26 protein-coding genes are annotated in these 24,579 nt (G+C 68.1%); 16 read left to right on the top strand and 10 right to left on the bottom strand.

Annotation, left to right across the window (positions count from 1 at the left end; genetic code table 11):
* Positions 1–18 precede the first annotated feature (18 nt).
* Entirely contained in the window at positions 19–1,431 is a 1,413-nt protein-coding gene (locus BAY61_RS19350) for an MFS transporter (protein ID WP_211323534.1), read from the top strand.
* Here BAY61_RS19350 and BAY61_RS19355 read toward each other — a convergent pair.
* Positions 1,408–2,016, bottom strand: coding sequence for a TetR/AcrR family transcriptional regulator (locus BAY61_RS19355; protein ID WP_091808281.1), 609 nt, complete (start codon positions 2,014–2,016; stop codon positions 1,408–1,410). The genes BAY61_RS19350 and BAY61_RS19355 overlap by 24 nt on opposite strands.
* A gap of 750 nt (positions 2,017–2,766) precedes the next feature.
* Between BAY61_RS19355 and BAY61_RS19365 the strand changes: the two genes are divergently transcribed.
* Positions 2,767–3,030 (top strand): hypothetical protein, encoded by a 264-nt coding sequence (locus BAY61_RS19365; RefSeq protein ID WP_143021412.1) that lies wholly within the window; start codon positions 2,767–2,769, stop codon positions 3,028–3,030.
* On the opposite strand, the gene BAY61_RS19370 is transcribed toward BAY61_RS19365, so the two are convergent.
* Together BAY61_RS19370 and BAY61_RS19375 are read right to left on the bottom strand one after the other, a co-directional pair.
* On the bottom strand, positions 3,031–3,495 hold the full coding sequence (locus tag BAY61_RS19370; protein ID WP_091808526.1) for an NUDIX hydrolase: 465 nt from the start codon (positions 3,493–3,495) through the stop codon (positions 3,031–3,033).
* Between the two features lie 79 nt (positions 3,496–3,574).
* On the bottom strand, positions 3,575–3,769 hold the full coding sequence (locus BAY61_RS19375; RefSeq protein WP_091808277.1) for a hypothetical protein: 195 nt from the start codon (positions 3,767–3,769) through the stop codon (positions 3,575–3,577).
* 177 nt (positions 3,770–3,946) lie between these two features.
* Here BAY61_RS19375 and BAY61_RS19380 point away from each other — a divergent pair, with 177 nt between their 5' ends.
* Positions 3,947–4,885, top strand: a complete 939-nt coding sequence (locus BAY61_RS19380; protein WP_091808276.1) for an endonuclease/exonuclease/phosphatase family protein — start codon at positions 3,947–3,949, stop codon at positions 4,883–4,885.
* 34 nt (positions 4,886–4,919) lie between these two features.
* On the opposite strand, the gene BAY61_RS19385 is transcribed toward BAY61_RS19380, so the two are convergent.
* Positions 4,920–5,189 carry a PASTA domain-containing protein gene (locus BAY61_RS19385; protein WP_091808274.1) on the bottom strand — a complete coding sequence of 90 codons (270 nt, stop codon included), beginning with the start codon at positions 5,187–5,189 and terminating at the stop codon, positions 4,920–4,922.
* A 309-nt stretch (positions 5,190–5,498) separates the two neighbouring features.
* On the opposite strand from BAY61_RS19385, the gene BAY61_RS19390 reads away from it, so the two are divergent.
* A complete protein-coding gene (locus tag BAY61_RS19390; RefSeq protein WP_245865255.1) occupies positions 5,499–5,807 on the top strand; it encodes a PLDc N-terminal domain-containing protein in 309 nt (102 codons plus the stop codon).
* A gap of 142 nt (positions 5,808–5,949) precedes the next feature.
* On the opposite strand, the gene BAY61_RS19395 is transcribed toward BAY61_RS19390, so the two are convergent.
* Together BAY61_RS19395 and trxA are read right to left on the bottom strand one after the other, a co-directional pair.
* A complete protein-coding gene (locus tag BAY61_RS19395) occupies positions 5,950–6,222 on the bottom strand; it encodes a metal-sensitive transcriptional regulator (RefSeq protein ID WP_091808273.1) in 273 nt (90 codons plus the stop codon).
* Positions 6,223–6,260: 38 nt separating this feature from the next.
* Positions 6,261–6,620, bottom strand: coding sequence for a thioredoxin (trxA, locus tag BAY61_RS19400; protein WP_091808271.1), 360 nt, complete (start codon positions 6,618–6,620; stop codon positions 6,261–6,263).
* A 180-nt stretch (positions 6,621–6,800) separates the two neighbouring features.
* On the opposite strand from trxA, the gene BAY61_RS19405 reads away from it, so the two are divergent.
* Positions 6,801–7,460 (top strand): alpha-ketoglutarate-dependent dioxygenase AlkB, encoded by a 660-nt coding sequence (locus BAY61_RS19405; protein ID WP_091808270.1) that lies wholly within the window; start codon positions 6,801–6,803, stop codon positions 7,458–7,460.
* Between the two features lie 586 nt (positions 7,461–8,046).
* Here BAY61_RS19405 and BAY61_RS19410 read toward each other — a convergent pair.
* Positions 8,047–10,575: a VanW family protein gene (locus BAY61_RS19410; RefSeq protein ID WP_143021411.1), complete on the bottom strand. Its 2,529-nt coding sequence runs from the start codon at positions 10,573–10,575 to the stop codon at positions 8,047–8,049.
* Positions 10,576–10,777: 202 nt separating this feature from the next.
* Positions 10,778–12,343, bottom strand: coding sequence for a serine/threonine-protein kinase (locus BAY61_RS19415; protein WP_256328129.1), 1,566 nt, complete (start codon positions 12,341–12,343; stop codon positions 10,778–10,780).
* A 133-nt stretch (positions 12,344–12,476) separates the two neighbouring features.
* Here BAY61_RS19415 and BAY61_RS19420 point away from each other — a divergent pair, with 133 nt between their 5' ends.
* A complete protein-coding gene (locus tag BAY61_RS19420) occupies positions 12,477–12,848 on the top strand; it encodes a DUF6401 family natural product biosynthesis protein (protein WP_091808264.1) in 372 nt (123 codons plus the stop codon).
* A gap of 111 nt (positions 12,849–12,959) precedes the next feature.
* Here BAY61_RS19420 and BAY61_RS19425 read toward each other — a convergent pair whose 3' ends face one another.
* Together BAY61_RS19425 and mmuM are read right to left on the bottom strand one after the other, a co-directional pair.
* Positions 12,960–13,730 carry a mechanosensitive ion channel family protein gene (locus BAY61_RS19425; protein WP_091808262.1) on the bottom strand — a complete coding sequence of 257 codons (771 nt, stop codon included), beginning with the start codon at positions 13,728–13,730 and terminating at the stop codon, positions 12,960–12,962.
* A 207-nt stretch (positions 13,731–13,937) separates the two neighbouring features.
* Positions 13,938–14,828, bottom strand: coding sequence for a homocysteine S-methyltransferase (mmuM, locus tag BAY61_RS19430; protein ID WP_211323533.1), 891 nt, complete (start codon positions 14,826–14,828; stop codon positions 13,938–13,940).
* 168 nt (positions 14,829–14,996) lie between these two features.
* Here mmuM and BAY61_RS19435 point away from each other — a divergent pair, with 168 nt between their 5' ends.
* From BAY61_RS19435 to BAY61_RS19475, 10 genes are all read left to right on the top strand, one after another.
* On the top strand, positions 14,997–16,112 hold the full coding sequence (locus tag BAY61_RS19435; RefSeq protein WP_091808259.1) for a J domain-containing protein: 1,116 nt from the start codon (positions 14,997–14,999) through the stop codon (positions 16,110–16,112).
* Between the two features lie 88 nt (positions 16,113–16,200).
* Positions 16,201–17,841 (top strand): multicopper oxidase family protein, encoded by a 1,641-nt coding sequence (locus BAY61_RS19440; RefSeq protein WP_245865257.1) that lies wholly within the window; start codon positions 16,201–16,203, stop codon positions 17,839–17,841.
* A 166-nt stretch (positions 17,842–18,007) separates the two neighbouring features.
* Entirely contained in the window at positions 18,008–18,178 is a 171-nt protein-coding gene (locus BAY61_RS33925) for a hypothetical protein (RefSeq protein ID WP_338061486.1), read from the top strand.
* 9 nt (positions 18,179–18,187) lie between these two features.
* The gene (locus BAY61_RS19445) at positions 18,188–18,700 is read left to right on the top strand and encodes a DUF998 domain-containing protein (RefSeq protein WP_342749612.1); all 513 of its coding nucleotides are present in this window, start codon (positions 18,188–18,190) and stop codon (positions 18,698–18,700) included.
* A 67-nt stretch (positions 18,701–18,767) separates the two neighbouring features.
* Positions 18,768–19,529 (top strand): 3-oxoacyl-ACP reductase FabG, encoded by a 762-nt coding sequence (gene fabG / locus BAY61_RS19450; protein ID WP_091808257.1) that lies wholly within the window; start codon positions 18,768–18,770, stop codon positions 19,527–19,529.
* Positions 19,526–19,987 (top strand): MaoC family dehydratase, encoded by a 462-nt coding sequence (locus tag BAY61_RS19455; protein WP_091808255.1) that lies wholly within the window; start codon positions 19,526–19,528, stop codon positions 19,985–19,987. Before fabG ends, BAY61_RS19455 begins: the two co-directional genes overlap by 4 nt.
* A gap of 49 nt (positions 19,988–20,036) precedes the next feature.
* Positions 20,037–21,059 carry a phosphotransferase family protein gene (locus tag BAY61_RS19460; RefSeq protein ID WP_091808253.1) on the top strand — a complete coding sequence of 341 codons (1,023 nt, stop codon included), beginning with the start codon at positions 20,037–20,039 and terminating at the stop codon, positions 21,057–21,059.
* A complete protein-coding gene (locus BAY61_RS19465) occupies positions 21,059–22,267 on the top strand; it encodes an acyl-CoA dehydrogenase family protein (protein ID WP_091808251.1) in 1,209 nt (402 codons plus the stop codon). The genes BAY61_RS19460 and BAY61_RS19465 overlap by 1 nt, the downstream gene beginning before the upstream one ends.
* Entirely contained in the window at positions 22,264–23,448 is a 1,185-nt protein-coding gene (locus BAY61_RS19470) for an acyl-CoA dehydrogenase family protein (RefSeq protein ID WP_091808249.1), read from the top strand. Before BAY61_RS19465 ends, BAY61_RS19470 begins: the two co-directional genes overlap by 4 nt.
* Entirely contained in the window at positions 23,445–24,575 is a 1,131-nt protein-coding gene (locus tag BAY61_RS19475) for an acyl-CoA dehydrogenase family protein (protein WP_091808247.1), read from the top strand. The genes BAY61_RS19470 and BAY61_RS19475 overlap by 4 nt, the downstream gene beginning before the upstream one ends.
* Positions 24,576–24,579: the final 4 nt, after the last annotated feature.

Below are 24,579 nucleotides of genomic sequence, written 5' to 3' on the forward strand. Positions count from 1 at the left end.
CGAACCGGAGTGATGGTGATGCCCGAGGACGGCGAGGACGCCAAGGACACTGTCGTCAATGTCGCGGACAGGGCGGCGGTCAAGCGGGCCGTCACCGCCTCGGCCATCGGGAACGTCACCGAGTGGTACGACTTCGGGGTCTACGGCTATCTGGCGGCCACGATCAGCAAGGTCTTCTTCTCCGGCCTTCCTCCCGCGATGGGGATCATCGCCACGTTCGGTCTGTTCGCGGTGTCCTTCCTCGTGCGTCCCCTCGGCGGTCTCATCCTCGGTCCGCTGGCCGACCGGGTCGGCCGCAAACGGGTCCTTTCGCTGACGGTCATGATGATGGCGGTCGGAACGTGCTGTCTCGGGCTGGTTCCCAGTTACGCCTCCATCGGAATCGCGGCGCCCATTCTCGCGTTGCTGGCACGGCTGGTGCAGGGCATCTCGACGGGCGGCGAGTACGGCAACGCCATGACTTTCATCGCGGAGTACGCGCCCGACCGGCGCCGCGGCTATCTGGGGAGCTGGCTGGAGTTCGGGACGCTCACCGGCTACATCCTCGGCGCGACGACGGCCACCGTGCTGACGACGTCGCTGACCGAGGAGCAGCTGCTGAGCTGGGGCTGGCGCATTCCGTTCCTCATCGCCCTTCCGCTGGGCATGATCGGGCTCTATCTCCGGCTGCGGCTTGAGGAGACTCCCGCTTTCGGCAATCTGGCCGAGGGCCGTTCCCCCGCGAAGCTGACCTCCACCGCGAGCGAATACCGGGTCATTTTCACGAAGTACTGGCGCGCGCTGTTGCTGTGTGTCGGACTCGTCCTGGCCTGGAACGTCACCAACTATCTGCTCACCAGCTATGTTCCGACGTTCCTCACCGAGACCCTTCCCGAGCACGGCGAGCGGGGTGCGGGTCAGACCATGTCCCAGATCTTGCAGATTTCGGTGTTGCTGTTGCTCATGGTCGTGGTGACCTTCGTCGGCAGGCTCAGTGACCGGGTCGGCAGGAGGCCGGTCCTGTTCGCCGGGTGCGCGGCACTTGTGGTGTTGTCTCTTCCCGCCGTGTTGTTGCTGCGTGAGGGAGGCACGATGGCGACGTTCTTCGGCCTGGCCCTCATCGGGCTCACCCTCGTGTGTTTTTCCGGGACGATGCCCTCGACGCTGCCGGCGCTGTTTCCGACCGAGATCCGTTCCGGCGGGCTCTCCATCGCGTTCAACGTGTCGGTTTCGCTTTTCGGCGGGACCACCGCGACCGTCCTCAGTGCACTCATCGCGGGGACGGGGGAGCTGAACATGCCCGCCTACTACCTCATGGGCGCCGGCGCGATCGGCCTTCTTTGCGTCGTGTTCCTTCCCGAGTCGGCCGGACGGCCGCTCGCGGGGTCGGCGCCGACGGTGACGTCGGATTCCCCGGAAGGGCGGCGGTCAGCGATCCGCCGCCGGGACTAGCCCGCCGAGCAGGGTTTCGACGAGTCCGGTCGCGGCGTCGGCGCTGTGCCGGTCGCTCGCGGCGCCGTGCTCGAAGTTGACGAGGAAGCCCTGCTGGAAGCACGCGCCGAGCAGCAGTGCCGCCGCGGCATCGGGGTCGGCGTCCGGCAGCACCCTTCCGACGCGCTGCTCCTCGCGGAGGTAACCGGCGAGCAGGTCGATGGGCCGCCTGGGCCCGGTACCGCCGTCGAGTTCGGCGAGGCGTTCCCTGTGCGCGTCGAGCAGGGCCCTTGAGGAGAACAACGAGGCGGAGATGGGGAAACTCTCGGCGTAGAAGCCGATCGCGGTGGCGGCGACCTTGCCGAGGTTCGCGGCGACGGTGCGCTTTCCGACGAGGTCGCTCAGTTCGTCGAGCGAGGTTCCCAGCGCGGGAAGGTGCCGCTGCAGGACGTTGAGGAAGATCTCGGTCTTGTCCGTGAAGTGCTTGTAGAGCGCGGCCTCCGAGTATCCGGCCGCGCGTGCGATCTCCTTCGTCGTCGCGCTGGCGTAGCCCTTGGTGCGCATGATGTCCGTCGCGGCGGTGATGATGTCGTCGCGTGTCCCCACTGCTCAGCGTCCTCTCGGTGCCGCACCAGACCGGTTAGTGAGCACTCACTGTAGCGGGCGGCCGATTCTGAGGACAGGTGCGCATATTGGTGCGGGCAGCCCGCGCGTCGCGCCGGCTGCCCGCACCTCCAGCGGGATCGTGCACATGCCAAGTGGCCCCGACTCCTGCTCAGCGTGCACTCCCCCGATATCGACCGGTAATTTCCCCGCCACCGACCGATACCTGCCGCGGACGGACCCCTGAATTCGCTCGTTTCACCGCGGCCCTAACGGGCGAACGGATATAGCTTGACGCCGGTAGCGGAACCGCGGCAGGGCCGAAAGCCCCCAATTCCACCGCGGTACGCGGCTGACCAGCGGCCAAGGATCCGTAACAGCCCGGGCACACCAGCCAGCCCTCGCGCACGGCGACCAGCGTTGCCTCGACCAGTTGTTCGCAGGCAGCGCAGCCGAATTCGATCGCGGCGGCGAGGCTGTACAAGCCCATCCCGCCGCACACCGGGTATGCCGAAAGCACCCCGACCGACATCTCGTCGGCCCACATCATCCGCCCCGCGCGTCCCCCGACGACACGCACCGGACCGCACTCCGCCCCCACCATCTCCGGCACCGCGCTCATGATCAGGACTTGCCGGTCGGCCCAGCGCCGAAACAACCACAAGCGGGGGTTTAAAGTGATACCCGAACGGGTAACAGGCCCGCAGTACCCGCCGGGGCCCCGCGAGTACTGGACCAACTGGGAGCATGGCGATGCACAACAGTCTGCCGAGGTTCGCAGCCAACCCCTACATGGCCAGCCAGGCGGGTGAACTGCTTGCCGCGACGAGGAACACCGATTCCGGTCATGCCGTGCAGGTTCTTCGGCACGTGTTCGCGGAGGCGGGTACGGCCGCGGGTCTGTGGCTGGCCAACTGGTACTTCGACACGATCACGCTCGGCTCGGACGATCCGAGGATGCACGGGATCGTCGACGACTGCATCCACGAACTCGAATCCGCCTACGGTGTCGCGTGATCAGGCCACCAGGTCCGCGAGACGGTCGATGAAAGGGCGCTGCCCCTTGACGAGTTTTTCTTTGGCGCTGGTGAGGCCGAACCAGCCGGCTCTGTCGATTTCGGGGAAGTCGGTGTAGCGACCGGACCCGCGTGGCCATTCGAGCCGGAACGTGCCCGGCACGATGTCGCCTGGGTCGAGGTCCCCCTCCAACGCCCAGACGGTGACGAGCTTGCCGCCCGATTGCCTGACCTCACCCAGTGCTCGCGGTTCGCCCGACGGCGGCGCTATGCCCAGTTCCTCCTCGAATTCCCGTCTCGCGGCGGTGAGCGGGTCCTCGTCCTGGTCGCATTCGCCTTTCGGTATCGACCACGCGCCGTCGTCCTTGCGGGCCCAGAACGGCCCGCCCATGTGACCGAGCAACACCTCGGTCCGCTCGCCTTCGCCCCGGAACAGCAGGATTCCAGCGCTGTGTTTCGCCGCCACGGCGTGATTGTGCCGCACGGCGTCGCGGGATGCCCGGGCGCCACCAGCGGCGCCGGGCCGCCCTTTGTCCCAGCCCGGCTCAGTTGCCGCCCGCGTGACAGTGCACCGGTGCGTCCTGGCGTTCCGGTGGCGTTCTGCCTTCCTCCGCGCCGAGTCCGAGCATGTCGAGTAGTTCGGCGAGGTCGGCCGCGCCGGTGGCGTGGTGCGCGATGGCGCGGGCAGCGCGGTGTCGTTCCTCCGCGGTGGGTTGCCACTGTGCGGGTGCGCTGTTCATCGAGTTCCCCTTTCCTCGAAGTTTCCTCTCCCTGTCAACGAAAGTAGAAACTCACCGGTTCCTTCGCCTCGGACGGAGGTCCTGACCGGGCGGGACCTTGGTCCCGCGCCGCTTGCCTCAACCGCTCATCGGCGAGGACAGTTGTGTCCGCAGGGGGAATCCCGACAGGAGCTGACCATGGTCGCTATCGGCACGTGGAATCTCGAGAACCTGTTCCGTCCCGGCACCGCGGCAGGGCCGCGCACGACCGAGGCCTACGAGGCGAAACTACGGACGCTGGCGGGAACCATCGGCGATCTCGCTCCGGATGTACTGGCGGTGCAGGAGGTCGGCCAGCCCGAAGCGCTGGGCGACCTCGTCGAGCGGCTCGACGGCGCGTGGCACACCGAGCTCGCGGAGCCGGACAGCAGAGGCATCAGGGTGGGTTTCGTCTCGCGGCTGAGGCTGTCGGCCCCTCGGCAGGTGAGCAAGTACCCCGATCCGCTTCCCGCCGTCCGGGTCGACGACGACGGCGACACGACGGACCGGATGGGACGTCCCGCGTTGCACTGCACTGTCAGCACGGGGGATCACGACGTCGAGTTGGTGTGCTGCCATTTCAAGTCCAAGCTGCTGAGTTTTCCCGGCGGCCGGTTCTCGCCGGAGGACGAGGACGAACGCGCCAGGTACGCGGTGTACGCGCTGGGTAGGAGGGCGGCGGAGGCCGCGACCGTGCGCGCGTACGCCACCGCGCTGCTCGACGGTGATGGCAGACGGCGGCGACTGGTGGTGCTGGGTGATCTCAACGACGATCCGTCCTCGGCGACGACCACACTGCTCAACGGTCCTCCCGGTTCGGAGTTCGGCACGGCGGGTTTCAACAGGCCGGATCGCGGCGACGGCGACCGGTTGTGGAATCTGGCTCCGCTCATCGAGGACGTCAGCCGGTTCTCCCGTGTTTACCAAGGGCGAAGGGAACTCATCGACCACGTTCTGGTGAGTAACGCACTGGTGGGCAGCATCGGCACAGTGACAACGGGTGGCGGCATTCCGGGTTCGGTCGGCGACGATCCGGCCGCCCGTCGCGACAAGCCTGGCTCCGATCACCGTCCGGTGATGGTCGTGATCGACGACTGAACCGGCACCGGATCGTCCTTTGTAGACAACTCGGTTACACGGGGACCGCTGACTTCACCGGCGAGGGTGCGTCCAGTTCCGCGGCCGCGTCCTTGCCGGGATGGGTCCAGAGCACCACCGGTGTTCCTTCCTCGGCTCCCGCGGTACCCACCGGTCGCTGCGCGGTGACGATGCCGGTCGTCGGCTCGTCCTCGCCGTCGGGACCGATCGGGACGAGCCCCGCGCGGCGCACGATCTCACATGCGTCGCCTGCTTCGAAACCGACGACGTCGGGTACCTCGGTGACCGGGCGAGGTTCGCGCATGGCTCGATTGTAGGGGCGTTTTCCCCGCCCGTCCGCATCGCGCGCTCACCGGGCGGCCACCGAGCCCCTACCGCGACACCCGGGAGAGACACTGCCTCGCCGGTCGTTGCTCGCGGGCGCCCCGTCGCCTGGCTGTCTCCGGCGCTCGGCGCCAACCACCCAGCGACGCGATCGTCACTCCATCGTGCCCTCGAACGTGTCCCGCGGTGTCCCACTGTCGCCCGCGCGCGAGCGGATCGGCCGGGCGCGGCGTCACCGACGATGCCTTAGGCTCGGCCAAAAGCCCATCGAGTACGAAGGTGACCCCGCGTGAGCAAGCACAGAGCCCCCGCCGGAGGCGAAGGCCGCCAGGCCGACAACGACACCGCAGCCGCCCTCGTCGACGCGGCGGCCACGAGAAAGGTGCGCTGGCAACAATTGAGCGGCCCCAAGAAGGCACTGCTCGTCGTGGCCACCGCCGTACAGTTCGGGCTCGCCGGACTCGCGTGGACCGATCTCGCCCGCAGGAAACCCGCCGAGGTCAAGGGACCGAAGCGAATCTGGGGCCTGGTCATCGGCATCAACTTCGTCGGCCCGATCGCCTACCTGCGGTTCGGCCGCAAGAACGCGGACAACTGAGCGAAGACGATATTCGGGGACCACGGCGGTTTTCCGGTTGTCTCCAAGGGGTTCGGCCGTCGCCGGTTCATGACGTCCATCACGGACGGTGGCGCGCGCCGGACTGCCCTCGGCCTGTCACCGCGCCGAACGGGACAACCTGTCAGGCCAGGGACAGGAACAACTTTTCCAGTTCCAGCCGGTCCGCCCTGACCTGTTCCGAGTCGGGGTCGGCGTCGCGGCCGCATTCGGCCAGCCCGCTGGCGATGATCTTGAACCCCGCCCTGTCGAGTGCTCTGCTGACCGCGGCGAGCTGCGTGACGATCTCACGGCAGTCCCTGCCGTCCTCGATCATCGCGATCACGCCGCCGACCTGGCCCTGGGCCCTGCGCAACCGGCGAACCACCTCGGCCCCCACGTCTTCGCTGATATCCACGCCAACACCTCCGTCGGGATACCCCAGAGGGTACCCAGTCAGTCGGTCTCGGCGATCTCGCGCCGCACCTCGTCCATGTCGACCTCGCGGACCTTGCCGATCAGCTGCTCGAACGCGGGCTCGGGAAGCGCGCCTGGTTCGGAGTACAGCACGACACCATCACGGACGGCCATCAGCGTCGGGATCGAGGAGATGCCGAACGCCTGCGCCAGTTCCACCTGCTCCTCGGTGTTGACCTTGCCGAACACGATGTCGGCGTGCTGCTCGGCCGCCTTCTCGAAGACCGGCGCGAACATCCGGCACGGGCCACACCAGGAGGCCCAGAAGTCCACGAACACGGTGCCTTGCTGGCTCACCACGTCGTTGAAGTTGTCTTTGGTCAGTTCGACCGTCGCCATTCCGTCCTCCGTTCGAATACCGGTACGGGTATTGCAACAACGATCAATACCACCGCATTCCGTCCCGAGGAGACGGTACCTACCGCGGGCAATCCGCCAGCCGGGTCCGTTTCGGCTTCGGACCCACATCACCCACCAGAGTTATCGAACTCCTGTTCGATTCCCTGCTACCATCGACCCATGTCACCCGCACTGCAAGGCTCACTCTTCGCGGCCACCGAGGAGACGGCACTGCGGTCACTCGACCTCGTTCGAAGAGAGCGGTTGGACGCCGGCGCGTGGATCGACGTTCTTCCCGGATGGCTCACCGGTGCCGATTCCTTGTTCGAGCGGCTGGTGTCCGCGGTGCCATGGCGTGCCGAACGCAGGCAGATGTACGACCGGACCGTCGACGTTCCCCGGTTGCTGAGTTTCTACGAGGAGGAGGATTCATTGCCAGAACCGGTGCTCGACGATGCCCGCGCGGCGTTGACCGAGCACTACGGAGCCGAACTGGGCGAGCCGTTCCGCACCGCGGGGCTGTGCTTTTACCGCGATGGCCGAGACAGCGTCGCCTGGCATGGCGACACCATCGGCCGTGGCAGCACGGAGGACACCATGGTCGCCATCCTGTCGGTCGGTGCCCCGCGTGCGTTGCTGCTACGGCCCCGAGCACGACCTGCCGACCGGGGAACGAGCGGGCCCCCTGTCGCGGGCACGGTGCGCCACACCCTTGGCCACGGCGACCTGATCGTGATGGGCGGCGCGTGCCAGCGCACATGGGAGCACGCGATCCCGAAGAGCGGCAAGCCGGTCGGGCCGCGGATCAGCATCCAGTTCCGCCCGCGGGGTGTCCGTTGACACCGGGCGCGATCCGGCGCGAAGGCCCCTGCGACGCGCTCTGAAACGCTTCCCGGAACCGGGATCCGCGGCGGATCCCGACGTCCGTTCCCACGGGGGGGCCGACCGAACGGCACCAGGTCTCGTGGCGGGCCCGGCGTCCCGCATAGCCCGGTCGGCGACATCTCTTGGCATCGCGCCAAGGCGGCCGTGTGGTGCTGGTCTGGCGACGCTATGACGGCGTCACGGCGCCAGCCGTCGTCGTGGCGCCGTGCGGCGGCTGATGCTGGCTGGCACAACGTCGTCGTGCTGACGTCATGGGTGCCGTCGGTACGGTGCAGTGGAGCGGGCACGGCGCGTTGGCGCCGTCGGCACGGTTCGGCTGGGCTCAGCCGTGTCCGGGTGTCCGGGTGTCCGGGTGTCCGGGTGTCCGCTGTGGACCCTGCCCCGCGCCCCGGCGGGTGCGCATCCGGGGTGTGGTCTGGCACGCGACCAACCGCGACAATCGATGTGCGGCGACGGCGACAAGGGCGACAGGGGCGAACCGGGGAGGGCGGGTGGGGGGCGGGGCCCCACGGTTCAACCCGCTGTCAAGCAGTTGCCGGGGTTATTCGTCATCGTCGTCGGGGCTGCCGCAGACGATGGCGGGTTGCGGGTTGTATACGACGGTGCGGGTGTCCCTGCTGATTTCCTTGCCGGTGCCGATTTCGGTGATGATGCGGGTGTCGCTCGTGCTGAAGCCGCCCGCGCCGCTGCTGGGTACGCAGTTGCCGGATTCGCCTTGCTGGGTTTGCGGTGAGGTGTAGTTGAATCTGCCGCCGGTCACCGACTGTACGTCGTATTGTTTGGTGCTCCACAGCCGCACGGTGATGTCCGTTGGAGTCCACTGTGTCTGGATGACGACACCGTATTCGGTGTTGTTGCGGAACTTCAGATCGATGACGCTGGTGCCGTCGGGGTTCTGGAACACGGTGGCTTCCCTGGCTTCCGGGTACCGGCTGATGTAGTAGCTGTGTTCCTTGTGTTCGGTGTCTTCCATGCCGGCGAAGTAGGCCGCGTTGTAGAGGGTGGTGGCGAACTGCGAGATGCCGCCGCCGACGGCACGTCCCGGCGCGCCGTTTTCGATGATCCCGGCGGCGACGTATCCCTGGTCCGTACCTCGTGGCCCCGTGTGGCCGTTGAGGCTGAACGTGTCTCCCGGCTTGACGATGGCTCCGTTGACCGCTTCGGCGACGACGCGGATGTTCTCTCCGGAGTCACTGGCGAATCCTCCCGTGGTGAATTCGCCGACGACGTCCTTGATACCCAGCCCTTCGAGTTCCTCGGTGGTGATGTCCGGCTGGTATGTGGTGTAGACGGCGTCGATCCGCCGGTCGCCGTCACCGGTAAAGGCACCGGGAAGCGCGCCGAGGGTCGCCTCCCAGTCGATGCTCCTGCCTGTTCGCGCGGCCTCGATCCGTGGGCCGTCATCGCCGAACACGACGCTGGCGTTCTTGCCCGGGTTCTCGGTCGACGCCAGCTCGCCACCGATCGCGTCGACGACAACCTCGGTGTCCACGCCGGGCGTCAGCGCACCGTCCTCCGTGGCGGTGAAGCGCAGCGCCGCGGCGATGACCTCCGTACTGATGGTCGCGGTCGCGCCCTCTCCCCTGACCGTGACGGGCGCGGCGACAGCCGGCTTGGCGAACTCGGCGACCGCGGCGCGGACGGATTCCGGGGTGCTGCGCACCGAGCGGGTTTCGACCGGCAACGTCACGGGGCCAGGGGAAACCCAGTGCCGCAGGATCTCGTCGGTGACCGTGTCGGCGTCGAGGCGCAGGCCCGGCACCGGGTCGACGGGAACCGGCGTGGTGCCCGCGAAACGCACGGTGCCCTCTTGGGGTTCGCGGTCGATCTCGCCTTTCAGCCGGTCGACGGCGTCGGCCAGTCGTTCCGGATTGGAGTGTGAGACGACCCCGATCTCGGTGCTGCCGAAAAACGAGGCGATCCTGCTGAACGGGTTGAGCGGCTGGTCGGTGGCGGCGTTCATCGTCCGCGGCCAGTCGACACGCAAACCCGCGGCTTCGGGGTCGAGCTGGTGGTTGATGTCGCCGGCGTTCAGGTCGACCGGCTGGTCGAGTCTGGGCTGCACCGTCTCGCGCAGTACTTGCTCGGCTTCCACCTCGCCCATACCGCCGACGTCGACACCCGCGACGGTCACACCGCGCGCGACATTGCCCTGGCTCACCAACAGGTCGATCCCGTACAGCACAACGAGGACACCGAGCACGGCGCCCGCGATCACTCCCGCCTTGCGCGTGCGAAGCCGCGTGTACCACGGAGCGGACTGTTCGGCGGAATTGTCAATATCGGTGGCGGCCGCGGGACCGGACGCGATGGAATCCGCGGCCTCGACGGACTCAGTGGACTCGGCAGGTTCTCCCGGCTCGGCTGTCTTTCCTTCGCCTGAGCCTCCGATCTCCGTCGTCCCGCCCACGGGGACGGCGAACGCGATGATCTCCGTCGTTTCCGTGGCGTCGGCCGCCTCGGCGGCACGGTCGCGTTCCCGCGAATGCCCCGAAGCCGGGTAGCCGTCTGGGGCTTTTCCGGCGCTGGGAGAAGATCCGGTGCCTTCGCCGGATCGCTTCTCGCCAGCCGGTGCAGGAAGCGGCTTCTCCGGTTCACCGGCGGATTGCCCGACTGACTCGGTGTTCGCTGATGGTGTAGCGGCGGGCTTTTCCGGAGCAGCGGCCGGTTCGGCCTCCCGTTCCGGCTTCGTCCCAGAATCCGTGTCGTCGGCGATGTCCGAGGCTGTGTCCCGCTCGACCGAACCGGGGCGCTCGGCGGTTTCCGGCGAGCCGGCCGGGGCGGCGGTGTGCTCCGTGTTGTCCTTGTCCCCGGGGTCGTTCTTGTCCTCGGAGCCGCCATCGGAATCGTCGCCGTCGGAATCGCCAGCCGCGCGCGCGGCGGCTGGATCGTCGCCCGTGGCTTCGGTTTCGGCCGAAACAGTTCCGGCTTGATCCGCGTTCACCGGGGTTTCGACGGCCCGGTCTTTCCCCAGTGGATCCTCCCCCGCCGGATTCCCCGTTCTCGGCTCTGGTTCCGGGTCGTCCGGCGCTGCCCCGGTACCCCGGCTACGCTCCTCGGCGTCACTCACCTCGGAGTTGTCCGCCTCGGACGGCCAAATCGTAGGGGTTTCGCCCTCGGGCGCACGGTCTTCCTCAGGCGTGCTGTTGTCCTGACTCAAGATGTCCCCGGCTGGTGATCATTCGTCCGTCGTGACCGGACAAAGAAGTGATGTCGGCGCCACCAAAACTACCGCAGGTGAGGAAACCTTGAGTCCGCAACCCTGAACCCGTTCAGTTGTCGTCCTCGTCGTCGTCGTTGCCTCTGCCCTTGCGGTCGTCGTCGACCTTGCGGGATGACACGACCTCGTCGGAGTCGATGAGCGGGCGGCCGTCCTCGACGACCATGCCGAGCCGGTGAACCTCGCGGTGGACGTTGCCGTTTTCCATGACGAACTGGAGACCAACCTGGACAGTGCTGTCGTCGAGCGCGTTCGGCCCGCTGACGACCTCGACCTCGTCCACCTTGTCCCAGAACTTCTCGTACTTCCGCTCGCCTTGTTCCCGCAGACCCTCGCCGAGGCCCTGCCACGCTTCGTCGGTGTCCCCAGGCAGCATCGCGTAGTACGCGCTGACCGCGTCCTCCAGTTCGGCGGGACTCGGTCGCTCCGGGGTCGGCGTCGTCGTGGTCACGGCCGGCGTCGTGACGGGCGCCGCCGGGGTGCTCGACGTGGTCAGTGGCGCCGCGGCGGCGGCTCCGTCGTCGTCGGTGCTGTTGACCAGCAATTCCGCGACAAGGATGCCGATGGCCGCCGCGGCGAGCACCGCCAGCGCGGCGATGGCGACCCGTTTGGGCGAACGTGGTGAACCCGAGGGGGCTTCCGCGGCGACGGCGTGCTGTTCCTGCCTGCTCGGCGGCGCCGGGGCTGGCGGCGGCGCGGCCGCCGGGTGCAGATCCAGCCTCGTCGAAGGGCGCCGTGGGGGTGCGACGGGGACCGTCGCGGGCATCGTGGGCGGTTCGAGCGCGGCGGGGGCCCTGCCTTCGGCAACGGCCTGCAACGCCCCGGCGACCGTGGCCATGTCGGGCCTTGCCTTGGGCTCGGTCCTCAGCATCTCCTGCAAGGTCGCGGTGAGCTGCCCCGCCCGGCGCGGCGGAATGACCTGGCCCGTCGCGACCGTGTGCAGCAGGGCGATCTCGTTCTCGGTGTTGCCGAACGGAGGCATTCCCTCGACGGCGGCGTACAAGGTCGCGCCGAGGGAGAACACATCGGACGCCGGTCCCGGCTCGGCACCCCTCGCTGTCTCCGGCGACAGGAAGGCCGGTGTCCCCGCGAGCAGCCCGGTGCTGGTCACCGTGATGTCACCGGCGGCTCGTGAGATACCGAAGTCGGTGATCTTGGTGGTTCCGTCCTCGCCGAGCAGGATGTTGCCCGGTTTGACGTCGCGGTGGATGACGCCCGCCTCATGGGCCGCCGTCAGGGCGAGCGCGATCTGGGCGCCGATCCCGGCCGCCTCGGCTGGAGGCAGCACTCCCCTGTCGTCGAGCACGTCGGCGAGGCTCTGGGACGGCAGGTACTCCATGACCAATACGGGGGCACCGTCGTCGTCGGCGACGTTGTAGACGGAGATCGCGTTGGGGTGTTGCAGCCTCGCCGCGATCCTGCCCTCGCGGAAGGCCCGCTGTCTGGCCTTGTCGGCCTCGGTCTCGTTCAGTCCCGGGGGTAACAGGAGCTGCTTGACCGCGACTTCCCTGTCGAGGCGGTCGTCGATGGCGAGCCACACGACTCCCATCGCTCCGCTGCCGATCCGGCTCCGCAGACGATAGCGGCCGGCGACCAGCCGCCCCTCGTCCGCGCTCACCCGCGCCTCCCAGTCACTCAGACAGGGTAGAGCCTGTGCCGCTCGGTGACCTCCGTGGTCCGCAATCCTGCTGGTTCCACCACGATGGGGGCGCCGTCCACAAGCGGGTGACCAGTTCGTATGCTCTCCGGTCATGGGTTGGTTGTCGAGCGCGTGGCATGAGTCTGCCGCGAGGCGTGAACTCACCGTGCTGGCCGACCGGTTGCGGAACGCGGGCCTCACCCCTGGTGGCCTCTCACCAGGAGCACTGGCCACCGTCGATCAGCACGCGGCCGCGGTACGCGACATCCTGACCCTCAGCGGAGGCCGCGCGGGCCCCGTCGAACTGGCCGGCTACGCCCGCGGGGTGCAGGACGCCGCCCGGGATTCCGGCTGGTTCCTGCGCAAGGACGAATCGCCCAACGGGGACTGGATCAGCCTCCGGCTCATCGCGGTGTGCCTGCTGGCGACCGAGGGCGTCACCCTGGTCAGCGGCGGCGACCTGGACCCGTTGCTGTTCTCCTGAGCAACCCCCAGCACACAGAACAGCACGGAGAGCAGGCCCAGCCTGCTCTCCGTGCTGTGTTGTTCCGTTCGTGCCGTCCTCGCCGCCGGGACAGTCCCGGCCGCGGGGGTATCAGCGCGAGTAGTCCTGCGGCGTCTGCTGTTCGGCCGGTGTCTGGATCGGCTCGGTCTGAGCCCGCATCGTGTCCTCCCTGCCTCGGTCGTAGGCTTCCTTGCTCGCCTTGGCGTTGGGCAGTTCCTCCTCGGCCCTGTTCAGCCAGCGTTCCCAGCGCTGCTGCATCGGGCGAACCATGCCGCCGCCGACACCCACGATGACGACACCGGCGATGGTGGCGAGCACCGCGACGAGCACCGGGGTGGTGACCGCTGTCGCCACGCCGATCTGGTTGAGGGCCGCGATGACACCGAGCGCGATGATGAAGATCTGCGCCACCCTGGCGAGGAACGGGCCGTAGCTGAGCCCGCCCATGGCGCTGGCCGCGAGATCGCGCACCGCGCTGGCGATGGCGGCGGCCACCACGATGATCACGATCGCGACGATGGCGAGCGGCAGCCAGGCCACGATCGCCGTCAGCATGGCGCTGACCGGGTTGGGGCCGAACACCCCGAACGCGATTTGCAGCGCGATCAGCAGGATGGCGTAGTACACCAGTGCCGCGATGAGGCCGGTCGCGTCGTATTTGGAACGCGCCAACGCTTGTTTGATACCGCCACGCTCGACCGCTTTGTCGAAATTCACTCGGTGGAGCACCACGGTGACAAGCTTGCGAAGACCTTTCGCGACAAGCCAACCGATGATCAGGATGACCAGGAAAACAACAAACTTCGGAAGGAACGTAATCACCGACCGAAGTGCTTCGTTGAACGATTCCGTTATGTTCATCCGGTTCACATTCCTTTCCTTGGCCGGCCGTTCCCGGCCCGGTGAAGGGCCATACGGCCTGCATCCGGAGTGGACTGTCCAATCACGCTCGACAATCCGTCCGGACCCGTTGCCGGGCCATGATCGTGAAGCGACTCCGGGGTACCCGGAATCCGAGCGTCACATGCCTGCTCCGGCCATGCCGTTCGAAAAAAGAACTCCGCCCGATCAGGTGAGGTGAATGTGCCGGGCCAATGTCGCGATATCTGCCGGGCGCACGCGGCAGCAGCCGCCGAGCAGGGCGGGGCCTCCGGTCGCGTGCGCGGCCAGTTCGGCCGGGGAAAAGCGTGGGGCACCTCGCCACTCCCTGCCGTCCGCGTCCCAGTTCTCCCCGCTGTTCGGGTAGGCCACGACCGGCTTGCCGGTGATGTCCCTGGCCAACGCGACGGCGGGGGCGACATCGGCCGGATCGCAGCAATTGACACCCACGGCGACGATCTCGTCGCGCTCGGCGACGACCGCGAACGCCTCGGCCAGCGACTGCCCCGCGCGGGTCGTCCCGCCCTCCACCGTGTACGACAACCAGGCGGGAAGCCCGAGCGACTCCAGCGCCTCGACGAGCGCCGCCGCCTCGTCGATGTCGGGGACGGTCTCCAGCGCGAGCAGGTCGGGCTCTGCCTCGGCGAGCACCTCCATCCGGGGCAGGTGGAATGCTGTGAGCTCCCGCCGGGACAGCCCGTAGCGGCCCCGGTACTCGGAGCCGTCGGCCAGTGTGGCTCCGTAGGGGCCGACCGACGCGGCGACCCACCGGCGCCGTCCGCCGCTCGGCTCCGCACTGTCCCTCGCTTCTTTCGCCAACGTCACGCTGCGGCGAAGCAGCCCTGCCGAGGTCCGGAGATCGATGCCCCTCGCCGCGAAACCGGCGAAGCTTGCTTGATAGCTGGCCGTCGTCGCCACGTCGGCGCCCGCCGCGAAGAACGCGGCATGGGCTGCCACGATCTCCTCCGGCGCGTCGGCGAGCAGGCGCGCCGACCACAACGCGTCGGAGAGGTCGTGCCCTCGCGCCTCCAGTTCGGTGGCGAGTCCACCGTCGAGCAGGATCGTTTCGCTCGTGAGCACGACTCCAATCTAACCGCCCGCGCCACGAACTCGGCGGCTTCGGCGGCTCGGTCCTCGAGGGCGGAAAGCCTTTAGCACACGCGCATTCCACCCTGACGTGGCGGGCGGCCCGTTCCGGCCGTGGCGTGGCACGCCATATTGTGTGCGCTGCCAGGCGCGGAGGTGAGCGTGCACGACGTCGACTATTACGAACTCCTTGGTGTGCGACAGGACGCGACACCATCGGAGATCAAGTCGGCCTATCGCGCGCTTGCCAGGTCGATGCACCCCGACACCGGTGGCACCGCCGGTACTTTCCGGCTGTTGCGCGACGCCTACGAGACGCTCAACGATCCAGCACGGAGGGCCGAGTACGACCGCGCGACGGCACCTGACGAACGAGCCGGATCCGTGACCACCACCATGTGGCCTCCCCCTCGCGGTTTCGCGCGCAGGCGGCCGCGCCGGTTCGGCGAGGAGCCCGGCTTCGTGCCGAGCGCGCCGAGAGTCGACGTCACCTCGGTGCCGTGGTGGCACGAGGTCGACGCGATCGCTCGTGTTCACTACGCGCATCCCGGGTCGCCGGGGCACGCGCCGACGGTCGTCGCGGCGGGGGCCGTGCTGTTGCTCGTGCTGCCGTTGTTGTTGTTCGACTTCCCGCTCCCGCTGCTGCTCGTCTGGTTGTCGCTGCTGGCCGGCGCGCTGGCTGCCGCGGTCCTGCTCGGCAGGAGGCATCTGGCGACCCTGCACACCGTGCGCGCGTTCCGGAGCGAGTTCGGCGGTCGCACCGTGTTCGGGAGGCCGGGCTCCGATGACGATCAGATCGGGGAACGACTCACCGCCGACCTGCTCTCCCGCTATCTCACCCGCCTGCCTGGCGTGCGGATCTTCCACGGGCTCGCCTGGCCGGACTCGGTGTTCGCCGACATCGATCACGCCGTGTTGTGCGGGCGGCGGCTGGTGCTCGTCGAATCGAAGCTCTGGCTGCCGGGCCACTACTCGACCGGCGAGGACGGCGAACTGTTGCGCAACGGGCGCCGGTTCCTCGGAGGTGGCAGCAGGCTGCGGGAGAGCGTCGCCGAGATACAGGCGCTGCTTCCCGGCGTCGAGGTACGCGGAGCGCTCGTGTTGTACCCGAGCAGGTCGGGCGAGCTCAGCGCCGAATCGGAGCCCGAAGACGACGTGCCTCCGATGACCCCGGAGCAGTTCGTCGGCGAGATCGGCGAGTGGCTCTCGGTTGAACCGTCCACTGTAGATCGGAACGTGTTCCGCATCGTTCTCGGCCAGGTCATACAACCCGGGTAGTACGGGGGATTCAGGGGCCGCGGTTCAGGGGACGAACGGGGGCCTTTCCGGAAGTGCGGGCACCCCCTCCGCTGCTGTGCTTGGCGGCATGAATTCCTCCTCCGATTCCGCAGGCAGACACCCCGCGACGCGGAAAAGCGCGCCCTCGTGGCCGCGCCGGTTCTGGCGGCGCCGCCGGTGGTTCGGCAAGCTCATGGTCGTCGCGCTGATCGTCACGATCCCCGTCGGCGCGTTCTTCGGCGTGGTCTTCACGATCACCTATCAGGACGTCCGCGCGGACAACACCGGCACGTTGCGCTTCGCCAACGAGGTCGCCATCCCGCCGCTGCTGGAGCCCCGGATCGACGGTGAGGGTGGCAAGCACTTCGACCTGCGGATGCAGACTGGGCACAGTGAGTTGCTGTCCGGAAAGCGGACCGAGACGTGGGGTGTCAACGGTGCCTACCTCGGACCGACGATCAGGGCGAACACCGGCGATCACGTGACCATGCACGTCACCAACGACCTGCCAGAGGCGTCGTCGTTGCACTGGCACGGCATGCGGCTGCCTGCCTCGATGGACGGCGGACCACATCAGGAGGTGGCGCCGAAGCAGACCTGGACTCCCGAATGGACGGTGAAGCAGCCTGCCGCGAGCCTCTGGTATCACCCGCACCCGCACGGCAAGACGGCGAAGCACGTTTACCAGGGTGTCTCCGGCATGTTCCTCATCGACGACCCCGAATCCCGCAATCTCGGCCTGCCCGGCGACTACGGTGTCGACGACATCCCGCTGGTCATCCAGGACAAGAAGTTCGCGCCGGACGGCAGTCTCGACTTCAGCCGCGCGGGCGGTCTCGGCGACGCGGTCGGCGCGGGAGGGACCGGTATTCTCGGCGACACGATCCTGGTCAACGGAACCCACGACCCCCGGCTGTCGGTGACCAGCGAGCTGACCAGGTTGCGCGTCCTGAACGGCTCCACAGCGCGGATCTACAACATCGGTTTCGACGACAACCGCGCCTTCCAGGTGATCGCGAGCGACAGTGGCCTGCTTCCCGCGCCCGAGTCGAGGGAAAGGATCCTGCTCTCCCCAGGGGAACGCGCGGAGATCGTCGTCCGGCTCGCGCCGGGTGAAGCCCCGGTACTGCGCAGCTTTCCCGGCGGGCTCGACGCGGGCTTTCCGACCGACCGGTTCGCGGGAGGGGACGACACCTTCGACCTGATCCAGCTCAGGGCGGGTGACGACCTCGGCCAGGACGCCGTCGTTCCGGCGACCCTCGCGCGCGGCGAGCAGCTTCAGGCTCCGCCGGAGGCCAGAGTGCGCAGGTTCGAACTGGGCGGCAGAAGCAGCATCAACGGACAGAGTATGGACATGTCGCGCATCGACGAGGTGGTCGCGGCAGGGGCGACCGAGATCTGGGAGATCGTCGGCGGTGGCGGACCGCACAACTTCCACATCCACGACGTCGCGTTCCGGATCCTCGACATCGACGGTGAACCACCGGCGGCGTGGCAGGCAGGCCGCAAGGACACCGTGTACCTGCCGCCGGGCAAGACCGTGCGGGTGGTGGTGGATTTCGGCACCGACGTCGACCCCGACGTGCCCTACATGTATCACTGCCACCTGCTCTACCACGAGGACAGCGGCATGATGGGCCAGTTCGTCATCGTCCGGGCCGACCAGGTGGACAGCACCTCGCGCACCGTGAACACCGGCGGAGAGGGTCACCACCACGGTCACGGCTGACCGGGGCGGGCCGGGGGCGGGCAGGACGCCCTCGGCCCGTTCGGGCGGGGCGATCACAGCCTTCTCACTCTCCGCGTGGCTCAATGTCAGTGGTCGCGATCCGGATCCCCAGGTATTCAGGGGACAGGACGGACAGACCGGGCAGGTGGCCAAGGAACGGAGAAGCATGTCGCACGACGCACCGGCGAGGAACACCCGGCTACTCCCGATCGTGGGGTTCGCCGCGCTGCTCGGCGGCAGTGCGCTGATGGGCCTGCTGCACCTGTTGCCCGTTGGCTCCGACGTCGACCCGGTCCGGCGCACCATCAGTGAGTACGCGCTCGGGCCGGGCAAATGACTGTTCGACATCTCGGTGCTGCTCGTCGCGGCGGGTTCGGCCGCGACCTTCGCCACACTCGTCGCGAGCGGCAGGTCCCGGCTGTGGTCACCGTCGACGATCTTCGCGGCGGGCTGGGTCGCCGGGTTGCTGATCATCGTCGCCTTCCCCAAGACGGATTGGTCGATCGGGCCGAGTCTCGGCGGCACGATCCACCGCTACGCCAGCATCATCGCGTTCGTGTTCCTCCCGCTTGCCGTACTCGCCGCGGCGAGAGCGGCGTATCCGCATTCGGCGCTCGGCCGGTTCGTCGTGCGCGCGCTCGGCGTGACCTCGCTGGCCTGGTTCGGGGTGATCCTCACCGCGGTCGTGCTGATGCTGGCCGGAGGTGAGCCGTGGTGGCGGGCGATTCCGCTCGGTCTCGTCGAGCGGCTCATGGCGCTCAACGAGGTTCTGGCCATCGGCGCGCTGACGATCGGTCTGTGCACCGCCCCCGCCGCCGAGGGTGCGACGAGCCGCGTACCGGTGTCACCCGCGATCTGAACCGGGGGTCGAGCACGCCGCATCTGGTACGTTCCTAAGCGCACGCTTACTCGACGAGGAGGAACCAGTGACCGAGTCTCCTTCCCGGGTCGCGATCGTCACCGGCGCGGGCCGGGGCATCGGCGCGGCCATCGCCACGCGCCTTGCCGCCGACGGGTTCGCCGTCGGTCTGCTCGACCTCGACGAAGCCGGCGCCAAGGCCGGGGCGGAGGCCATCGTCGCGAGCGGAGGGAAAGCGATCGGCGCGAGCGCCGACGTCAGTGACGCCGAGTCGGCCGAAGCCGCCGTCGCCACCGTCGCCGAGCAGCTCGGCGCGCCGACCGTGCTGATCAACAACGCCGGGATCACCCGCGACAACATGCTGTTCAAGATGTCGGACAACGACTGGGATTCCGTCATGGGCGTGCACTTGCGTGGCGCGTTCCTGATGAGCCGCGCCGCCCAGAAGCACATGACGGAACAGGGCTGGGGCCGCATCGTCAACCTCTCCAGCGTGTCCGCGCTCGGCAACAGGGGCCAGGCCAACTACTCCACAGCCAAAGCGGGTCTCCAGGGCTTCACGAAGACGCTGGCCATCGAACTCGGCAAGTTCGGGGTCACCGCCAACGCCATCGCTCCGGGGTTCATCGCCACCGACATGACCGCGGCGACGGCCGAGCGCATGGGCATCTCGTTCGACGATATGAAGAAGGCGGCCGCGCAGGAGATCCCCGTCCGCAGAGTCGGGCAACCGGAGGACATCGCGAACGTGACCTCGTTCCTCGTCAGCGACGAGGCCTCCTTCGTGTCCGGCCAGGTCATTTATGTCGCGGGAGGGCCGAGGGCATGAGCGGCGCGCGGGTGTTCGCGACCCTGTCCGACTTCGTCGCGGCCGAGGGCGAACAACTGGGCCACAGCGAATGGCACACCGTGACGCAGGAGCAGGTGAACCTGTTCGCCGACGCCACCGGCGACCACCAGTGGATTCACGTCGATCCTCAGCGCGCCGCCGATGGCCCCTTCGGGGCGCCCATCGCGCACGGCTACCTCACCCTTTCGCTGATTCCGTTGCTCGGCAAGGACATCTACCGGGTCGACGGGCTCGCGATGGGCATCAACTACGGCCTCAACAAGGTGCGCTTCCCCCAACCGGTCACGGTCGGCTCGAAGGTCAGGGCGCACGCGGAACTGGCCGAGGTCAAGCAGGTCACCCAGGGCATGCAGGCGGTCGTGCGGTGGACCATCGAAATCGACGGCGAACCCAAGCCGGCTTGTGTCGCCGAAACGGTCGCGATATTGGTTGCCTGACCGCACCACCGCGCCGCACGCAGGTCTCGCCGGATGACATGGAGGTCAGATGAGCGACGACAACCCGCCGGGACTCGATCTCGCCCGGCTCCGCGACCAGCTGGACCGGGAAGTACCAGGACTCGTGGCGGGACCGCTCACGGCGCGGGTCGTGGAGGGCGGTCGATCCAACCTCACCTACATCGTCGGTGACGGGGAAAATCAGTGGGTCGTCCGCAGGCCCCCACTCGGGCACGTGCTGCCGACGGCACACGACATGACAAGGGAACACCGGGTGATCAGCGCGCTCGGCCCGACCGCCGTCCCCGTCCCGCCGACGGTGTTGCTGTGCGAGGACGACAGCGTTCTCGGCGCCCCCTTCTACGTCATGGGTTTCGTCGAGGGGACGCCGTTTCGCAAGGAGGAACAACTCGCCGTTCTCGGCCCCCAGCGCACCCGCGCCATCGCCGACCTGCTCGTCGACACGCTCGTCGATCTGCACGCGGTGGAACCGGAATCGGTGGGGCTCGGCGACTTCGGCAGGCCCGAGGGATACCTCGAACGGCAATTGCGACGCTGGAAAAAACAACTCGACGCGTCCCGCAGCAGGGAACTGGCAGGCGTCGACGACCTGCACGACCGGCTCGCCGCCGCGCTGCCCACCTCGCCCGCTCCCTCGGTCGTGCACGGCGACTACCGCCTCGACAACGTGCTCGTCGACGGCGACGACCAGATCACCGCCGTACTGGACTGGGAAATGTCCACGATCGGCGACCCGCTCACCGATCTCGCGCTGCTGGTCGCCTACGCCGAACGGGAAGTGCTCGACCTTCGTTCGGTCAGCAGCGTCAGCGCCGCACCCGGCTACCCCGGCTCGGCCGACGTCATCGAACGCTACGCCTCGCGCAGCGGAAGGGACGTCTCGGCGCTCAACTGGTATCTCGGACTGGCCTACTTCAAGTTGGCCGTGATCCTTGAAGGCATCTACTTCCGCTACAGCAAGGGCCAGACGGTCGGTGCGGGCTTCGACGAGATCGGCGCGCACGTCGCGCCGCTCGTGGCCCTCGGCAACGCCACGCTCAAGGAGAACTGATGGATTTCGCCTTCGACGCCAAGACCGAGGAGCTCAGGCACCAGCTGCTCGCGTTCATGGACGAGCACGTCTACCCCGCCGAGCGGGTGTTCGCCGAGCAGATCGAGGCACGTACCGATCCGTGGGCGAGCGTTCCGGTCGTCGAGGAACTCAAGGCGCTGGCCAGGAAGCGCGGACTGTGGAACCTGTTCCTGCCCGGCGAGCACGGCGCCGGTCTCACCAACCTGCAATACGCGCCGCTGGCCGAGATCACCGGGCGCAGCCCCCAGCTCGCGCCTGCCGCCCTGAACTGTTCGGCTCCCGACACCGGCAACATGGAAGTTCTCACCATGTTCGGCGACGAGGAACAGCGCGCACGGTGGTTGCGGCCGCTGCTCGACGGCGAGATCAGGTCGGCGTTCGCGATGACCGAGCCGGACGTGGCCTCCTCCGACGCCCGCAACATCGCGACCAGCATCACCCGCGACGGTGCCGACTACGTCGTCAACGGCCGCAAGTGGTTCATCTCCGGCGCCCTGAATCCCGCCTGCGAAATCCTCATCGTGATGGGCAAGACCGACCCCGATGCCGAACCGCACCGGCAGCAGAGCATGATCCTGGTGCCGACCAAAACCCCCGGGGTGCACGTCAAAAGGGGCATGCACGTGTTCGGGTACCCCGACGGTGATCACGGCGGTCACGCCGAGATCGTGTTCGACGACGTCCGGGTTCCCGCTGACAACCTCATCGACGCGGAGGGCAGCGGCTTCGCCATCGCGCAGGCACGGCTCGGACCAGGGCGCATCCACCACTGCATGCGGCTCATCGGCATGGCCGAACGGGCGATCGAGCTGATGTGCAGGCGCGCCGTGTCCCGAGTCGCGTTCGGCAAACCCCTTGCCCAGCAAGGAGTCATTCAGGACTGGATCGCCGAATCGCGGGTCAGGGTCGAACAGCTACGGCTACTGGTACTCAAAACGGCGTGGCTCATGGACACGGTGGGCAACAAGGGCGCGCACACCGAGATCCAGGCGATCAAGATCGCCACACCCTCGGCCGTCGAATGGATCCTCGACAAAGCGATCCAGACCCACGGCGCCGGTGGGGTCAGCCAGGACTTCCCGCTCGCCGGACTGTGGGCGTCGGCGAGGATGCTCCGGCTCGCCGACGGGCCCGACGAAGTGCACAAACGATCCATGGCCCGCCGGGAACTCAAGGGGTACCTGTGACCGTGACCGCGCGAGACCTGCGTGAGCGGGTCGCCACACTGCTGACCGAGCACCCGCCTTCGGCGACCGGGAAACTGGACTTCCTGCGGGCCCGCTTCGACGCCGGACTCGCCTGGGTGCACTACCCCTCCGGGCTCGGCGGGCTGGGAGCGCCGCGTGAACTTCAGTCCGTTGTGGACGAAGAGCTGGACCGCGCCGGTGCGCCTGGAAATGATCCCCGGCGCATCGGAATCGGCCTCGGCATGGCAGCGCCGACCGTGCTGCGCTTCGGGTCCGACGACAACAAACAGCGCTTCCTCCGGCCACTGTGGACCGGTGAAGAGGTGTGGTGCCAGCTCTTCAGCGAGCCCGGTGCCGGTTCCGACCTCGCCGCGCTGGGCACGCGCGCCGTCCGCGACGGCGACGACTGGATCGTCAACGGCCAGAAGGTGTGGACGTCGAGCGCGCACACCGCGCGGTGGGCGATCCTCGTGACCCGCACCGACCCCGACGTTCCCAAGCACAAGGGCATGACGTACTTCGTGTGCGACATGACCGCGCCGGGAGTCGAGGTCAGGCCGTTGCGGCAGATCACGGGCGAGGCCGAGTTCAACGAGGTCTTCCTCACCGACGTGCGGATTCCCGACGCTCACCGGCTCGGCGACGTCGGGGACGGCTGGAAGGTCGCGCAGACCACCCTGATGAACGAACGGGTCGCCATCGGCGGCAACGCCATGCCCCGCGAAGGCGGCATGCTCGGCAAGGTCGCCGCGACCTGGCGTGCTCACCCCGAAGCGCGGACCGCGCAGCTGCACGACCGGTTGCTGCGGTTGTGGGTGGAGGCCGAGGCGTTCCGGCTGGCCGGAACCAGGCTGCGACAACAGCTGGCTGTCGGGCAACCCGGCCCGGAAGGCTCGGGGATGAAGCTGGCCTTCGCCAGGTTGTCACAGGCGCTTTCCGGGCTGGAACTGGAATTGCTCGGCGAGGAAGGTCTCCGCTACGACGACTGGACCATGCGCCGCCCCGAGACCGTCGACTTCACCGCGCGCGAGGCCGGTTACCGCTACCTGCGGGCGAAGGGGAACTCCATCGAGGGCGGCACGTCGGAGATCCTTCACAACATCATCGCCGAGCGGGTTCTCGGATTGCCGTCCGAACCCCGCGTCGACAAGGACGTCGCCTGGAAGGACCTGCCGCGATGAGCACACCGAACCTGCTCTACTCCGACGTCGAAGACGACCTCAGGGCCAGTGTTCGCGGACTGTTGACCGACCGAGGCGGACCCCCTGCCGTACTGACGAGGGTCGAAAGCGCGGAACCCTACGACCTGAAGCTGTGGCGCACGCTGTCGGCCGAACTGGGCGTCGCGGGGCTGCACGTGCCCGAAAACCTCGGCGGGCAGGGAGCATCGGCCCGCGAAACCGCGCTGGTCATGGAAGAACTCGGCCGAGGGCTCGCGCCGGTGCCCTTCCTTGGCAGCGCCGTTCTCGCCACGTCGGCACTGCTCGGCGCCGACACCTCGGCCGAGCCCGTCGCGGCGTTGCTGCGCGGACTGGCGTCCGGCGAAGCGATCGGCACGCTGCTCGTCCCGTTGTCCACCGGCGTCGGATCCGGTTTCACGCCGAGCGTGCGCGTCGAGGAGAACGTACTGACCGGCACCGTCAGGACGGTCGCCGATGCCACGGTCGCCGACGTGTTCGTCGTTCCCGCGACAGGTCCTGACGGAACCGGCTTGTACGAGGTCTCGGCCACCGGTCCCGGTGTCACGGTCGCCGAGGTGGTCCCGCTCGACCTGACCCGCCGCATCGCCGACGTCACCCTCGACGCCGCCACCGCGACGCTGCTCGTGGGACCGGCCGACGCACAAGGCGCCCTCGACCGCGCGCTGCTGACCGGCGCGGGACTGCTGGCCTCCGAACAACTCGGCGTCGCGCAATGGTGTCTCGACGAGACCGTTGCCTACGTCAAGCAGCGCTACCAGTTCGGCCGCCCCGTCGGATCGTTCCAGGCGCTCAAACACCGTCTCGCCGACGTGTGGCTGGCTCTCGTCGCCGCGCGCGCGGCCGCCAGGTACGCCGCCGACCGGCTGGCTTCGGAAAACGAGACAGACACCGAAACCGGGATCGCGGTGGCGCTGGCGCAGTCCTATTGCGCCGACGTCGCCGTGCACGCGGCGGAGGAGTGCGTCCAGCTTCACGGCGGTATCGGGATGACCTGGGAACATCCGGCGCACCTCTACCTCAAACGTGCCAAAGCCGATCAGCTCGCGTTGGGCACGCCGGGAACCCATCGCGGAAACCTTGCCGGTCTCATCGACCTGCCCGGGTGACCGC

Origin of the sequence: Prauserella marina (assembly GCF_002240355.1) — a bacterium.
In the GTDB taxonomy this organism is placed as follows: domain Bacteria; phylum Actinomycetota; class Actinomycetes; order Mycobacteriales; family Pseudonocardiaceae; genus Prauserella_A; species Prauserella_A marina.